Below are 14,491 nucleotides of genomic sequence, written 5' to 3'. Positions count from 1 at the left end.
TGCGCGTCACGGTGCGGGCTCCGCAAATCCGCAGCGTACCCGCAGTTGGCCCTGGTCGCGCACGATGCTCAGCTGCGTCGGTGCCAGGCCATGCGCTTGCCGCAGCCGTTCCAGCCAGGCGAACAAGGTGGTGGCGCTCACCGCATCGATCTGCACCTCCAACCGGCCCGAAGCGCTGCGCTGTTGCGAGGTGATGCCGACACCGGCATCGCGTGCACTGCTTGCGATGATCTCGGCCAGCCCAGCTGTGCCCGCTGCGGTGGGACGCTTGGTTGCCGACGTCTGCGCGGATGCATCCAGTACCAGCTGCGCCGCATCTGCGTAACGCGCCTGCGCCTGTACACGCCAGTGCCGCAGTGGCAGGTAAAGCGCATACCAACCGATGAACGCGGCCACTGCGGCGCACATCACGCCCAGCATCACCCGCTCGCGCGGCGCACGCGTCTGCCACCACTGCATCCCGCGTTGCAGACCTGCACTCATTGCACTGGCTCCAGCACGAATGGCGTGCGCAGACGATCGTCCTCGCTCTGGCTGGTGCCTGGTTGCACTTTCCATCCTGCCTCTGCCAGCCGCGCGGAAAGTTGCTGCACGCTGGCGGCATCGGTATGCAGCAGTGTGGCCCGCAACGGCTGTGCGGATTGATAGTCAAGCTGATCCAGTTCGGCAGCGGGAATGGCATCGACTGCGGCGAACAAGGTGCCGAGCTGCACCGCCAGGGTATCGACCGCCGCACCCGCATGCCGACGTGCCTGCAGCGCTGCAGGCACCGCCGCTGCGTCGTGCACGCCCAACTGCGCGGCGGCGCGCGACTGCAGCATGCGCGCACCGATCTCGTAGCGTAGTGTCTGCGCCAGCAACAGAAGTAGTGGCGACAGCAACACCAGCGCGGCCAATGCCGCAAGACGACGCGGCGTGACCATCTGCGCAGTGTCCGGCTTTGCAGCGAATGCGTGCTGACGCAGATTGATCGGTGTGCGTGTGGCGCATCGCGCAAAGCAGGCAATCGCAAGCGCAGGATCGGTCGTTGGCGGCTGTACCGGTGCGCGCTCGCCCAGCAGCATGCGTGCAACCTCGGGCTCCAGGCTGCAGGCCAGGCCTGCGGCACGGATCAGCCAACGGCCATCCCAGTCCATCACTGCCGCCGCACCGTCGGCACCGGGCTCCAGCAGCAGGCAATCGGGCACTACGGCATCGGGGGTGACGCCTAGCTGCGCTGCGCGCGCCAACCACTGCTGCATCACCGCGCTCTCCACCGCAGCCACCAGGCGCGTGCCATCGGCTTCGGCACTCTCGGCGATCACCACATGCAAGGTCTGCGTCTCCACGGCCAGATGCTCGACCAGTTGCAGGCGTGCGGCGGCTATCGATTGCGCGGTGCTGCGGCCCGGCAATGTCAGCCAGCGCAACTGCACGTCCACGCCCGGCACCACCAGCACGCAGCGTGTAGACGCTTCAAACGGCGCGCTGGCTGCGCGTTGCGACAGCACCTGGCCGTGCGCATCGACGCGCACGGCAATGGCTTGCGCAGTGGCATCGGTGGTCAGCAACAGCAAGGTGGTACTCATTCGTCGGAACTCCATTGGCGTGCCACCAGCCGCACACGCCCCGCAGGATCTTGCTGCAACAAGGCATCCAGCATGACCTGCGCGCCGGCATGGTCGACCTGGCTGTAGAGGGAGAAATAGCTGGTGCGTAGTGCGAATTGTTCCAATACGGCGTTGGAAGGCTCGGCCTGTATCAGCGCAGACTGGCTCAGGAACGTCTTGGCGTCGCGCCATCCTCCGGCCGGCCGCGCGGCAATGACGCGTCGCGCAGCTGGCAGCTCCAACGCGCCTTCGGTGAGCGCCACCAACACCGGCGCATCTTCCAGGCTGAGCGTATTGATATTGATCGGCGACAAGCGCCCCTCCGGCAATGCACACAGATACGGCCGCAATTGCGCGATCACCTGCGGCGTATAGCCGGCGATGGCGCGCAGTTCGCTGACGCCGGCCAGCAAGGTCGCCCCGGTGCGCAACGGCACTGCCGATTGCAGGTAGCGATCGTCTTCGGCGCCCTGCGCACCGGGCTGGCTGTCGCTGTCGATCCAGTCCACCAGCGCATCGCTCAAGGCCTGCGCCTGTTGCGGCGCGATGCCGAGCACCTGCAGCAACGCGATGTATTGGCGTGTACCGTCGTCGTTGCGTTGCCATTGCTCGGGAGCACCGGCGACCACACTGTTGAGATTGAAACAGCCGCCGCGATCGCGCAGACGCACGCTCACCGCGCCGTCGTCCAGCGGGAAGGTGATCGGTTGATCGTTCCAGCCGCCCTCCAGCGTTGTGCGCATCGGGTCGCGCCTGGCCAATGCCTGCAGACGTTGCCGCGCAATGGTTTCGGTGCCCAGCGCGTACCACTGCGCCTGCGTCATCGCCTCGCCATTGCCGCTACGACGCAGACCGAAGCGCAGATCGTCCAGCACCGCCACCATCAGCAGCGTCATCACTGCGACCAGCAACAACACCGTCAGCAGTGCCACGCCGCGTTGCTGCGTACCTGCGTTCAAGGCCTTCATCCGCGTCCCTCCGGCAGCACGAACAGCTGACGCACGCGGCCCCATTGCTCCAGGTCCAGCTCCAGCGAGATCGCATCCGGCAGTGCCTCGAGCCCGCCGCTCCAGCCATCGCTCCATTGCGCGCGATAGTGAAACCCCACCACCGCCGAGCGCACGCCACGCAGCACCACCTGCGGCGTGCCGGCAACTGCACCATCGAGCGCGGGGCGTGCACTGCGCTCCAGGCGTCCATCGACCACGCGGTACTCCACGTATTGCAACGACGCACGCGGCGCCTGATCCGGATTGCTCCAGCCGCGCCGCACAAACCCGAACAAGGGCCCAGACACACCCGGCTGGCTTGCGATGAACGCTTCACGTGCTGCGCCGCCCTCGCTGTTGCGCGTGCGCCGCACAGCGGCCTGCTGCAGATCGCTGCGCAGCAGACCATGCGCAAGTTGAAACTCACGAATCTGCTGCAGGCGCGCACGTACCGCATCGCGCTGATCGATGCTCTGCCGCATCACCACCACTGCCGCGACTGCCACCAGTGCGAACACCGCCAGTGCAACCAGCAACTCGATCAAGGTGAAGCCGGCACTGTCACGGGTACACACTGCGGCACGACGTGCGCGGATCATTCGGCGCTCCGCAAGACGCTGAGACTGGCGATTTCCTGCGCCTGCGCTGCGGCCCGCACCTGCACCTCGATCCGCACAATGCCTGCGCCGCCGGCCGGCATCGACTTTCGCTGCCAGTCCCATGTGCGTCCGCCCAGTGCCTCTTGCCCATTCGCCGGTGCCAGTGCTGCAGGGGTGGGCGCGAGCATCGCTTCGATTGCCTGATTCTCTGCAACCACCGCAGCCAACGCACGCTCTTCCAGCACCACCGCAGTGCGCGTGCTTTCGCCGGACAAATTCAGCAAGCCAACCACGGCCATACCGAAGATCGCCAGCGCGACCATCAGTTCGAGCAGCGAAAATCCAGCGCTGTCATGGCGATTAGCGTTGTGGCGCATCGACCCGCACCACGCCGGCTGCATCCACCAGGACCTGCACCTGCTGTTGACCGTCAGCCAGCGCGATGCGTTGCGGCGTGGCCGCACCGGTAGGATCGAAACGCACGCTCACTTGGGTGCCGCCAACCGGCAATGCGGTCTGCACGCCATCCGGCCAACGCATGGCAACGAAAGGTTTTTCATCCAGTGGCACCCAACGCTGCTGCACCTGACGTCGGAATGCATATCCACCCGCATCGACAGTCACCTCGACCATGCGCAGGCTCAGGATCGCCTCGTCGCGTGCGTGCAGCAGGGCGCTGGCCAACGCGTCGGCCTGGTCGTGCAGATCGCGCCGTGTATCGGGCAAGGTCATCACCACCAAGGTGCTGGCGAGTGCGGTGATCACCAGCACCGCGAGCAGTTCGAGCAAGGTGAAGCCACGCATGCCCGCGCGCGGCGCGCGTGCGGGCACGTGCTTAACGATGGTCGGTTGCCCAGACATTTCGGCAACTCAGCGCCAGTTGCCGATATCGGCATTATGGGCGTCGCCGCCTTCCACGCCATCGGCGCCGAACGAATACACATCGAAGCCGCCGCTGCGGCCCGGGCGACGGTACTGATACGCATGCCCCCACGGATCCTCCGGCAGGCGGCGGATGTAGCCACCCTGGCGATAGCGCTCCGGCCGGGTCAATCCGCTCGGCGCGTTGAGCAGTGCCTGCAAACCTTGTTCGGTGCTCGGGTAGCCGAGGTTGTCCAGGCGATAGGTTTCCAGCGCCTGCTCCAGCACCGCCACGTCGGCACGCGCTTTTTCGACCATCGCGCGGTCCTGGCTGGGCATCACGTTGATCATCACCACCGTGGCGAGCAGGCCGATGATGACGATCACCACCATCAACTCGACCAGGGTGAAGCCGCGCATGCGCCTGCACGATGTGAGCGAGCCGATGCGTACGCGAGGATGGATGGACTGCATGAGGATCTCCAAGGATAAGCGGCTGCGCTCAACCAAGCGCGAGGGTGTTGAATTGCAGGATGGGCAGCAGGATCGACAGCACGATCACCGCCACCACGCCGCCCAGCAGCACGATGATGGCCGGCTCCAGCAAGCTCATCGCCGCGGTGGTGAACGACTCGAATTCGCGCTCCAGATAATCGGCGGCACGTTCCAGCATCGGCGCCAGGCGCCCGCTGTTTTCGCCGCTGGAGGCCATGTACAACAGCGTCGGTGGAAACACGCCCGCCCGCTTCATCGCCGCTGCCAGGCTGCCGCCCTCGCGGATCGCGGTGACCATGTTGTCGGTGGCCAGCCGCAACGCGCGGTTGTCGACGGTGCGCGCAGCGATCATCAAGCCTTCCATCAACGGCAGCCCGCTGTTGACCATGATCGCCAGGGTGCGCGCCATGCGTGCGGCGTGCAGATCGCGGATCAACCTGCCGAGCAAGGGCGCACGCAGCAGCGCGCGGTCGGCCGCCAGGCGCAGCTCCGGGCGCTTGAGCAACCGCAGCGCCGCGATCACCGCAATGACCAACGCAATCAGCAACGGAATGCCTGCATGCAACAGAAAGTTCGACACGCCAATCACCATGCGCGTCAGCAACGGCAACGCACGCCCCATCGAATCGAACTGGTCCACCACCTTGGGCACCACGAAGGTCATCAGCACGATCACCACCGCACCCGCGGTCAACGCCAGCGCGGCCGGGTAGACCAGTGCAGACTGCAACTTGCTGCGCACCTGCGCCTGCCGCTCCAACAGATCCGCCAACCGCTCCAGCACCTGCGGCAACGCACCGGCGCTTTCGCCCGCGGCCACCATCGCGCGATACAGCGGCGGAAACGCATTGCCCTGGCGTGTCATCGCATCGGACAGACGGAAGCCTTCGACCACCAACCCATGCGTCTGGCTGGTCACCCGGCGCACGCCGCGGCGTTCGGACTGCGTGCCGATGGTGCGCAGCGCTTCTTCCAGCGGCGCGGTCTCCACCAGTGTGGCGAGCTGGCGGGTGAACAACACCAGATCCTTGCCGCTGAAACGCGCCGGGCGCACGCTGCTGGTCGCTACCGCCGCCTCCACGCGCACCGGTACCCACTGCCGCTGTTCCAGTTGCGCACGCGCACTGTGCGCGTTGTCGGCAGTGATCACGCCCTGGCGGCTGTGCCCGTGCAGATCGAGCACGGTGTAATCAAACCGTGGCATGCGCATCGTCCTGCTGGCGGGTGACGCGCAGCGCTTCTTCCAGCGTGGTGAGACCTTGCAGCACCGCAGCGCGCGCGGCATCGCCCAGGCGCGGTGCGCGTGCGAAGGCCACCGCGGCCAGGGCATCTTCGTCGGCGTTGTCGCCGATCAGGCGCCGCATTGCATCGTCCACCGCGATGGCTTCGTAAATGCCCACGCGCCCGGCATAACCGCTGTGATGGCAGACCGGGCAACCCACTGCGGTGTAGGTCGTTGCCGCGTCCGTGGCATCCAACATCTGGCGCGTACTGGCATCCAGCGGGCGCGGTGCGCGGCACTGCGTGCACAGGCGCCGTACCAACCGCTGCGCCAGAATCAACCGCAGGCTCGATGCGAGCAGGAACGGTTCGATGCCCATATCGCGCAGGCGCGTGACCGCGCCCACCGCATCGTTGGTGTGCACGGTGGACAGCACCAGGTGGCCGGTCAAGCTGGCCTGCACCGCAATCTGCGCGGTCTCGGTGTCGCGGATCTCGCCGATCATCACCACGTCCGGATCCTGCCGCAGGATCGCGCGCAAGCCGGCCGCGAACGTCATGCCGACACGTGCGTTGACCTGGGTCTGGCCGACACCGTCGATGGCGTATTCCACCGGGTCCTCCACCGTGAGGATGTTGCGCGAGCCATCGTTGAGCAAGCTCAGCGCCGCATACAACGTGGTGGTCTTGCCCGAACCGGTCGGGCCGGTGACCAGCACGATGCCGTTGGGCACCTGCAAGGCGCGCTGCACGGTGTGCATCACCGCCGGCGGCATGCCCAACTGCGCCAACGACAGCGTGCCCTGCTCCTTGTCCAGGATTCGTAGCACCACGCGCTCGCTGCTGCGCGTAGGCAGCGTGGAGACACGTACATCCAACGCTTTGGCGCCCATCACCAACGACACGCGGCCATCTTGCGGAATGCGTTTTTCGGCGATATCCAGGCGTGCCATCACCTTGACGCGCGACACCAGCAGCGGGGCGATGCGTCCGGGCAAGGTCGCCGCTTCGCGCATCACGCCATCCACGCGCAGCCGCACGCGCAAGCGCGATTCGTAGGATTCCAGATGCACGTCCGAGGCGCCCAGGCGTGCAGCCTCGGCGATGATGCCGTTGATCAGGCGGATGATCGGCGCATCGTCCTGGCTGTCGAGCAGATCGGCGGTGGGGATATCGTCGATCAACGAATCCAGGCTGCCGTGCAGATCCAGCGCCTCCACCTGCACGCCCTGCTCCATGCCAGCATCGGCGTAGATCTCCGACACATGCCGGTCGAAGACCGACGGCGCCAAGGTGCGTACCTGCAATGGCACACCGAGCGCACGCCGCAGCTCGATCAGGGCCTGCACATCGCCGCCTTCGCGCAGGCCGATCTGCGCAACAGTGTCGCTGCCGAGCAGCACCACGCCGTGGCGCTTGGCGAACGCATACGAAATGCTGGCGCGCGCACTGCTCATGGCATCAGCGCTGCACGGGGCGTGCGCTGGGCGCAGGCGTGGGTGCTGGTGCTGGCGCCACCGACGATGGCCCGGCCGGCAACTGCGGCGGCTGTGCACGCAGATAGTCGCGCACCAGTGCATCGAGCGCGGCTTCCGGGTCGCCATCGGCCAACTGGCGATCGCGCAGATAGTTGTAGCGCGGTGCGGTCATGCGCTGCGCATCGGCCGCATCGCGGATGATGGTCGGGCGAATGAACACCATCAGATTGGTCTTGTCGCGATTGCGCGATTTATGCCGGAACAGCGCGCCCAGACCGGGCACATCGCCCAGCAGCGGCACCTTCTCCACCGTCTGGCGGTCGTTCTGATCGAGCAGTCCACCGAGCGCGACGATGGCGCCGTTTTCCACCACCACGCGGGTTTCGATCTGGCGCTTGTTGAATACCAGCTCCGAGGATTGCGCGCTGACCGGCCCGGCGATCGCCGAGACCTCCTGCTTGATCGCCAGCGTGATGCCGCCCGCGGTATTGATCTGCGGGCGCACTTCCAGCTGCACGCCCACATCCTGGCGCTGGATGGTGCGGAACGGATTGACGTTGGCGGTGCCCAGCACTTCGCCGGTGGTGATCGGCACTTCCTGGCCCACCAGAATACGCGCCTGCTCGTTGTCCAGCGTCATGATCGACGGTGTGGACAACAGGTTGGAGCCGGTGTCGCTCTTGACCGCATCGATGATCATGCCGAACACCGCATCGTTGCTCTGCCCGGCCAGGCCGATCAATCCACCGCTCAACCCCAGCAACGATTGCGCGGCCACATTGCGCGCCTGTTCCAACACCGAATCTTCTTCACCGTTATTGCTGCGCGTGCCGGCAGCCGCAGCGGCCAGCGGCACGATGCCCGGCGCTGCACCGCTGTATTGCGTGGCGATCAACGGCACCGTGCCATTGCGGCCTGCCAGCAACAGCTGCACACCCAGGCGCTTGGCGGCGTTATCGGAGATCTCCACCACGATCGCTTCGACCAGGACCTGCTCGCGATGCACGTCCAGCTGCCGGATCACATCCATCAAGGCGCGCTGGGTTTCCGGGTCGGCGTTGATGATCAAGGCATTGGAACCGGGATACCGCACGATCACCGGGCGCTTGCCGGCAGCCGGTGCAATCACCTGCGTCTGTGCACCGCCGGCAGCGGCCGCCACATCCACGGCAGTCGGGCGCGCATCCTGCCCAGGCTGCGCGTCATTGCCTGGCGTCTGCCCGACCAACTGCTGCAACACGGGCAGCAATTGCTCGGCGCTGGCGTGTTGCAGACGCACCACGCTGACATCGCCGCGGCGCTCTGCGCGCCCGTCCAGATCCACCGCAGTGCGCACCACCCGCTGCACCAGTGCCGGGTCGCCGCGCACGATCAGGGAGTTGCTGCTTTCCACCGGCAACACCGACAGCACATTGCTGCGCTCGCCCGCCTGCCCGAACAGCGAGGTCAGCGTGCGCGCCAGTTCCTGCGCCGAGCTATTACGCAAGGTCACCGTATCGATCGCCGCGCGGTCGGTGTCGATCTGTGCGACCAGGCCGCGCACGCGGCGCAGATTGTCGGCGTAGTCGGCAATCAGCAGGCTATTGCCTTGCGGCATCGCCATGATCACGCCGCCGCGCCCGATCAAGGGCTTGAGAATCTCAGCAGCGCTGCGCGCATCCACGCGCTGCAGGGTGAACACCTGCGTGGCAAAGCCCAGGTTGCCGTTGGCCGCGCTGCCGGGCTGTTGCGCTGCGGTGTCGTCGGGAATGATGCGATAGGTCGAAGGACCGCTGGACACCGCGATCAAGCCATTGGCACGCAACACCGCCAACAGCATGCCGAGCAGATCCTCTTCCGACATCGCCTGCGCACGCGCCACATTGACGGTGCCCTGCACGCGCGTGTCCAAGATGAAGGTGATGCCGGTGGCACGCGACACATCCTGGATGAAGGCACGCAGGTCCACATCTTGTAAACGCACGGCCGGCGCATCGGCGGCATGCAGCGACACCATCGGCACCGCCGGCGGTGCAAGCAACAACGTGGCTGAAAGCAGCCATATAGGGCGAACAGCAGTCATTGCGGGCGCTTCAAGGTCATGGTGTGGGTCTGGCCGTCGCGGCGGTAGGTCAGCGTGGCCGCCTGGCCATCGCGCAGTTCGTCCTGCAGCTCGCGCAGGTGTTCGGCATCGAGCGTGCGGCCATTGATTTGAGTCAGCACATCGCCCGGTGCCAGGCCGGCCTGGCGCAGCAGTGCGCCATCGCCGCGCGGCATCACGGTAAAGCCGCTGCCATCCGTACTTGCACGCAAGCCGGCGGTCGTCAGCAGTTGTTGCGGGTCGACGGCCGTTGCTGCGGCGGTGCCGGTGACTGTGCCGACATTCGACATCACGGCAGCTGCGGCGCTTGTCGGCACTGTCGCGTTCGTTGCCGGCGATGTGGTCGACGAAGCCGATGCCGTGGATTCCACCAACGCCAGACGCCGCACGCCATTGCTTGCACGCAGCAACACGTGATCGCTCGCGATCGCTTGCAGCGTCACGCCACGCACCACGACATCGCCGATGCGATAGGCGCCTTGCTTGCCGTCGCCACTGCTCAAAAACGCGGCGGCTTGCGTGCCGCCTGCGCGCACGCCATGCAACACGATGCCATCGCTGCTGCTCTCGGGCACGCTGCGATAGAACACATCGCGGCGCAATGCGGGCAGGTCCGCGCCGGTGGCCGTGGCAACCTGGGCAGTGCCCAACGGCCCGATCGGTGTGATCAAGATCCACAGCAGGCGCGCGCACTGCAGCGCCAACACCGCAAGCAGCACGCAGGCCAACGCGGTGCGAACACCACGCAGCGTCATCAAGGGTTTCAAGGAGGGCAAAACGCGCTGCAAAGCGGACATCCGTCTCAGGATTGCGGTCGGATGACAGAATGCGGCAGCAATGTGTCAGTTCGAAGAAACCAATGACACACGCCGACACACGGCGCGACACCATCGAACGCAAAACGCCCGCCATGCGTTGCACAGCGGGCGTTTGCGATTACCGCAACAGATATTGGATCAGAAGCGCGCTGTCACACTCAGGTCATACGTCACGCCGGGCTGGTACTCGTACAGGTCCACCCGGTTGCTGCCCAGGCTCTGGTATTCCTGATACTTGGTCTTGAGCAGATTGCGTGCCGCAAAGTTCAGCGACAGCGTATTGCCCGACCACACCAGACCCTTCTTGATCACCAGATCCAACGAAGTGCCCGGCTTGTCGATGTAATCCGGCTGCCCCGGGCGACCACGCGCCGACACCCGCTCGCCGACATAGTTGGCGATCAACGTGGCCTGGCTGTGGGTGCTTTCGCTTTCCACACCGATCTGCAGGTTGGCGATGTCGTCGGACTGCCCCTGCAAGGCCGAGCCATCGCGGATGAACAAGGTCGCCTGCACCGGTGCGGTGAAGCCGAACGGCTGCACGGTGTCGCCATCGCTGGCACTTACTTCCGACTTGGTGCGCGTGTAGTTGCCAGACACGAATACCCGGTTGTCGCCCCACCAGTCGCCCGCGATCGGCAGGTCCAGATACTTCTTGGCTTCCAGCTCGACGCCGTATAGCGTGGCTTTGGGCGCATTGATGAAGCTCTGCACGATGCCGCCACCGGGTGCATCGTTGACGATGGCTTCGATCGGCTTGTCGATGCTCTTGTAGAACGCGCCAACGGTAACGTACTGGCCCGGCTCGAAGAACCATTCGTAGCGCGCATCCAGATTGACCAGCTCGCTATCGACCAGAAACGGGTTACCGAAGAACTGGCGGTCGATATCCGGGTCCAGATACTGCTGCGGTGCCATCTCGCGGAACTGCGGCCGTGCGATGGTCTTGGAGGCACCGAAGCGCAGTTGCTGGTTTTCGGCAAAATTCCAGGTCACCGTGGCCGATGGCAGCGCGTAACTGTTTTCCAACGGTGCCACGCTGTCCTGGCGCGTGCCGCTGAAGATGTCGTACGGATGCACCGCCTGCGTGGCGTCTTCGTAACGCACACCGACGGTGGCGCGCAGGGTCGGCACGATCTCGCCTTCGGCCTGCAGATACGCCGCCTTGACCTTCAAGGTCGCATCGTACGCGGCCGCACCGAAGCTGCCGGTAGCTTCGCGCAGGCGCAGCAGATCGTTGCTGAGGTTGAAATCGGAGATCAGGTAATCCACACGCTGGAACTGGTTGTAGAACGGCAGCGGGCCGTCCAGTGCCAGGAAGCGGAATTCGCGACTCCACGCCGTGCGGTCGTTGTCCAGATAGGCCAGACCACCCTTGACGGTGAGGTCGTGCTCGATCGGCAAGCGCCAGGTCACATCCACGCCACCGCTGGCCACCTTGTCGTCGACCTTGCTGAAACGGGTGTAGTTCTGCACGCGCGAAGCATCGTGCGCCCAGTAGCCATCCAGCAGTTCGTAACGAATGCCGGTTTCGTACGGCACATCGCGGCTGGCATTGGCCACCGCTGCGCGCCATTCGATCTTCAGGTCATCGTATTCGCCGAACGCATGCGTACCGCGTAGCTGGTTGTTGATCAGCTGGCGCTCGTACCACTCGGTGTTGTCGTCGCGCACATCGAAACCGGCCAGCTCATCGCGGCCGGCGCGACTGCGCGCCACCTTCAAGGCATCGTGCACATACAAGGTGGTCCAGCCGATGGTGTGGCGGCCGTATTCCCAGCCCAGGCCCAGCATGCCGTTGGTGCGCACGTTGTTACGGGTGGTGGCGAAGTCGTAATTGGAATTGAACTCGACCGTATCGCCGACAAAGATGCCGTCCTGCTGCTTGCCGGTACGCGTGCGCCATTCGTTGTCGTAGCTGGCCACTGCAATGATGCCCAGCTTGGCTTCGCCCACATCCATGCTGTAACCGGCACTGCCGCCCACATTGACGTCCGGGGCGATGCTGTCCTTTTCCTGCAGCACGTACAGGTTGGCATTGTTCAAGCTGCGGCCGATGCTGCGGATGTCCTCGCGCGAGAAGCTGCCCAGATCGACGCGCCGGCCGCTCTGGATCGCATCGCGCAACGCGGCAGGCTGCTTGCGCGTGCCATCGTCATAGCCCCACTCGTCGTCGCCGGAGCCGTAGTAGGTCAGGCCTTTTTCGCCGGTGCTGACGCTGCTGACGCCGCCGCCCACCGTGAGCGAGAGAAACGGTTTATCCGGCACCGTCATCGATTGCAGATCGATCACGCCGCCGCCGAATTCGCCCGGATAATCGGCCGAATAGGTTTTTTGCACGGTCACGCTGGCCAGCACATCGCTGGGAAACAGATCCAGCGGCACCACGCGCTGCATCGGCTCGGGGCTGGGCAACGGCGAGCCATTGAACAACGCAGAGGAATAGCGCTCGCCCAGGCCGCGCACATACACATATTTGCCGCGCGACAGGCTCAGGCCGGTGACACGCGTCAGCGCTACCGCTGCGCTGCTGTCGCCGGTGCGCTCCATGTCCTCACGGGTGATGAAGGACGCCACCTCGGAAGTCTGCAGCATCGGTTCGGGAATGTACTCGCCACGCACCACGACCTGGTCGAGTTGCTTGGGCGCACTGTTGGTGGTGCTGGTCGTGCTGCTGGTACCGCTGCTGGAATCGGCATCGGTCGTGGTCGATTGCGCCAGAGCAGCGCCGGAAAACAGCAAGGTGGAAATGGAAAGAGACAGGCCCGTCCGCGAAAGACGGGCGACAGCGGAGGTTCGCATCGTGGGAGCCCTGGCAACTGAAAGATGAAGCTGGACGCATCACGCGGCGACCATCAGGCCGCCGCGTGACGCTGTGCCTCAGCAGGGACGATCGGCGGTCAGACCGCAGGTCCAGCCCTGCCACCAGGTGTCGTTAGCATCACGCACGCCACCGATGTAGTTCACCTGCTGGAAGAAGCTGCTTACCCCATTCAAGCCCTGGAATGCCGGCACGGCGGTTTCGTTGGCGCCATTGACGAAGGTGTTCTGCAACGTGGACACACCGTTGGCGACGTTGTTGGTACCGGCCGCAAACTGGGTGGCCGCACGCGCATCGCTACCGAAGGCGGTCGGGCAGGCGAAGAACACCGAGTTGAATGTGCCCAGGGTATCGGCGTCGGCCAGGTTGAAGCACACCAGGCCATCGCCGGTGCCACCCGCCGGACGCGTAAACACCGAGTTGTAGAACGCGGCCTGCGTGCCCTGGTTGAGCATGATCGCCGCACCGGCGCGCGCATTGCCCACGTAGGTGAAGTTGGCCACCTTCGGGCGCGAATACGGCTGGCGACGCAGGCTGCTCCACTCGTTCATGCGGTCGCCGCCACCGGCGCGCTGCACCACGATGCCGAACTGCAAGGCGCCGTTCCAACCGGCATCGGTATCCAGCGAATCGTCGTCGGCACCGGTGATCACCACGTGGCTGCCGTTGACCGAACCACCGAACCATTCGATGCCGTCGTCGGAGCTGTTGTGGATCTGCACGTAATCCAGACGCGTGCCGTTGCCCACACCGGCCAGGGTGATGCCCTGCAGCTCGTTGTTGGGCGAGATTTCGAAGCCCGAATACATCACGCGCAGATAGCGCATGGAACCGCTGTTGTCGGTGACGCTGTTGCCGCCGTAGAACGCGTTGGTGCCTTCCACCTGCGCCTGGCATTCCGGCGTACCTGACACGGTGGTGCCCGGGCAGTTGTTGATGGCCGCGCGGCCCAACACCACAATGCCGCCCCACAGGCCGATGGTATTGGCGGTGACGGTGCCGTCCAGCGCCTGACGCGCGGTGAACACGATCGGTGCGGTGGCGCTGCCTTCGGCAAAGATCTGCGAGCCGCGATTGACCACGATGTAGTCGCTACCCGACGAGCCGTACAACGTCGTGCCCGGCTCGATCGTCAAGATGCCCTGCGCGCTGCCGGCGGCAGGTGCAATGGCATTGCCGCCGCGGTCGGTCCCCACGTTGACGCGGCCACTGATCGAATACGCAGTGCCTGCACGTGCCGGTACAACCAGATTGCCGGTGATGGTGTCCGGCAACTGGCAGGCGCGCAGCGTGTTGTTGGCGATGGTGCCGACGTTGGAAAAACCGGTCGGGCAATCCGCAGCCGGGCCGGTCGGTGCCGGTGCAGGCGTCGGTGCCGGCGTGGGCGCCGGGGTCGGTGCAGGAGCGGGTGTCGGTGCGGGCGGAAACGCGCCCTCGCCAGGCGAAGCGACGCGGTCGGCACCACCACCGCAGGCGGACAGCGCCAGTGCGGTACCAAACGTCATCAATAATGTCTTGCTGCTGTTGCGAACGGCCATGC

Annotated in this window: 13 protein-coding genes; all 13 read right to left on the bottom strand. The window is 65.3% G+C overall.

The window, feature by feature from the left end; genetic code table 11:
* Positions 1-6: 6 nt before the first annotated feature.
* Positions 7-483 carry a type II secretion system protein M gene (gspM, locus tag NDY25_RS15015; RefSeq protein ID WP_168959441.1) on the bottom strand — a complete coding sequence of 159 codons (477 nt, stop codon included), beginning with the start codon at positions 481-483 and terminating at the stop codon, positions 7-9.
* On the bottom strand, positions 480-1,568 hold the full coding sequence (gspL, locus tag NDY25_RS15010; RefSeq protein WP_168959440.1) for a type II secretion system protein GspL: 1,089 nt from the start codon (positions 1,566-1,568) through the stop codon (positions 480-482). The genes gspM and gspL overlap by 4 nt, the downstream gene beginning before the upstream one ends.
* Positions 1,565-2,557 carry a type II secretion system minor pseudopilin GspK gene (gspK, locus tag NDY25_RS15005; RefSeq protein ID WP_168959439.1) on the bottom strand — a complete coding sequence of 331 codons (993 nt, stop codon included), beginning with the start codon at positions 2,555-2,557 and terminating at the stop codon, positions 1,565-1,567. Before gspK ends, gspL begins: the two co-directional genes overlap by 4 nt.
* Positions 2,554-3,177 carry a type II secretion system minor pseudopilin GspJ gene (gspJ, locus tag NDY25_RS15000; protein ID WP_168959438.1) on the bottom strand — a complete coding sequence of 208 codons (624 nt, stop codon included), beginning with the start codon at positions 3,175-3,177 and terminating at the stop codon, positions 2,554-2,556. The genes gspK and gspJ overlap by 4 nt, the downstream gene beginning before the upstream one ends.
* The gene (gene gspI / locus NDY25_RS14995; protein WP_168959437.1) at positions 3,174-3,554 is read right to left on the bottom strand and encodes a type II secretion system minor pseudopilin GspI; all 381 of its coding nucleotides are present in this window, start codon (positions 3,552-3,554) and stop codon (positions 3,174-3,176) included. Before gspI ends, gspJ begins: the two co-directional genes overlap by 4 nt.
* Complete coding sequence (locus NDY25_RS14990) at positions 3,538-3,981, bottom strand: GspH/FimT family pseudopilin (protein WP_168959454.1); 444 nt, start codon at positions 3,979-3,981, stop codon at positions 3,538-3,540. Before NDY25_RS14990 ends, gspI begins: the two co-directional genes overlap by 17 nt.
* Positions 3,982-4,047: 66 nt before the next feature.
* Positions 4,048-4,512 (bottom strand): type II secretion system major pseudopilin GspG, encoded by a 465-nt coding sequence (gene gspG / locus NDY25_RS14985; RefSeq protein WP_168959436.1) that lies wholly within the window; start codon positions 4,510-4,512, stop codon positions 4,048-4,050.
* A gap of 28 nt (positions 4,513-4,540) precedes the next feature.
* On the bottom strand, positions 4,541-5,737 hold the full coding sequence (gspF, locus tag NDY25_RS14980; RefSeq protein ID WP_168959435.1) for a type II secretion system inner membrane protein GspF: 1,197 nt from the start codon (positions 5,735-5,737) through the stop codon (positions 4,541-4,543).
* Positions 5,724-7,211 (bottom strand): type II secretion system ATPase GspE, encoded by a 1,488-nt coding sequence (gspE, locus tag NDY25_RS14975; RefSeq protein WP_233366593.1) that lies wholly within the window; start codon positions 7,209-7,211, stop codon positions 5,724-5,726. Before gspE ends, gspF begins: the two co-directional genes overlap by 14 nt.
* Positions 7,212-7,215: 4 nt before the next feature.
* Entirely contained in the window at positions 7,216-9,294 is a 2,079-nt protein-coding gene (gspD, locus tag NDY25_RS14970) for a type II secretion system secretin GspD (protein ID WP_256627544.1), read from the bottom strand.
* Positions 9,291-10,109, bottom strand: coding sequence for a type II secretion system protein N (locus NDY25_RS14965; RefSeq protein WP_168959432.1), 819 nt, complete (start codon positions 10,107-10,109; stop codon positions 9,291-9,293). Before NDY25_RS14965 ends, gspD begins: the two co-directional genes overlap by 4 nt.
* A 159-nt stretch (positions 10,110-10,268) precedes the next feature.
* Complete coding sequence (locus tag NDY25_RS14960) at positions 10,269-12,932, bottom strand: TonB-dependent receptor domain-containing protein (protein ID WP_256627543.1); 2,664 nt, start codon at positions 12,930-12,932, stop codon at positions 10,269-10,271.
* Between the two features lie 78 nt (positions 12,933-13,010).
* A complete protein-coding gene (locus tag NDY25_RS14955; RefSeq protein ID WP_043889440.1) occupies positions 13,011-14,489 on the bottom strand; it encodes a hypothetical protein in 1,479 nt (492 codons plus the stop codon).
* Between the last annotated feature and the right edge of the window lie 2 nt (positions 14,490-14,491).

Origin of the sequence: Xanthomonas hortorum pv. pelargonii (assembly GCF_024499015.1) — a bacterium.
Taxonomy (GTDB): Bacteria; Pseudomonadota; Gammaproteobacteria; order Xanthomonadales; family Xanthomonadaceae; genus Xanthomonas; species Xanthomonas hortorum_B.
This window is presented reverse-complemented; position numbering and strand designations above follow the sequence as displayed.

Coding starts and splice junctions, on each gene's coding strand:
- gspM (WP_168959441.1), bottom strand. CDS start 483: ATGAGTGCAGGTCTGCAACGCGGGATGCAGTGGTGGCAGACGCGTGCG.
- gspL (WP_168959440.1), bottom strand. CDS start 1,568: ATGAGTACCACCTTGCTGTTGCTGACCACCGATGCCACTGCGCAAGCC.
- gspK (WP_168959439.1), bottom strand. CDS start 2,557: ATGAAGGCCTTGAACGCAGGTACGCAGCAACGCGGCGTGGCACTGCTG.
- gspJ (WP_168959438.1), bottom strand. CDS start 3,177: ATGATCCGCGCACGTCGTGCCGCAGTGTGTACCCGTGACAGTGCCGGC.
- gspI (WP_168959437.1), bottom strand. CDS start 3,554: ATGCGCCACAACGCTAATCGCCATGACAGCGCTGGATTTTCGCTGCTC.
- NDY25_RS14990 (WP_168959454.1), bottom strand. CDS start 3,981: ATGCGTGGCTTCACCTTGCTCGAACTGCTCGCGGTGCTGGTGATCACC.
- gspG (WP_168959436.1), bottom strand. CDS start 4,512: ATGCAGTCCATCCATCCTCGCGTACGCATCGGCTCGCTCACATCGTGC.
- gspF (WP_168959435.1), bottom strand. CDS start 5,737: ATGCCACGGTTTGATTACACCGTGCTCGATCTGCACGGGCACAGCCGC.
- gspE (WP_233366593.1), bottom strand. CDS start 7,211: ATGAGCAGTGCGCGCGCCAGCATTTCGTATGCGTTCGCCAAGCGCCAC.
- gspD (WP_256627544.1), bottom strand. CDS start 9,294: ATGACTGCTGTTCGCCCTATATGGCTGCTTTCAGCCACGTTGTTGCTT.
- NDY25_RS14965 (WP_168959432.1), bottom strand. CDS start 10,109: ATGTCCGCTTTGCAGCGCGTTTTGCCCTCCTTGAAACCCTTGATGACG.
- NDY25_RS14960 (WP_256627543.1), bottom strand. CDS start 12,932: ATGCGAACCTCCGCTGTCGCCCGTCTTTCGCGGACGGGCCTGTCTCTT.
- NDY25_RS14955 (WP_043889440.1), bottom strand. CDS start 14,489: ATGGCCGTTCGCAACAGCAGCAAGACATTATTGATGACGTTTGGTACC.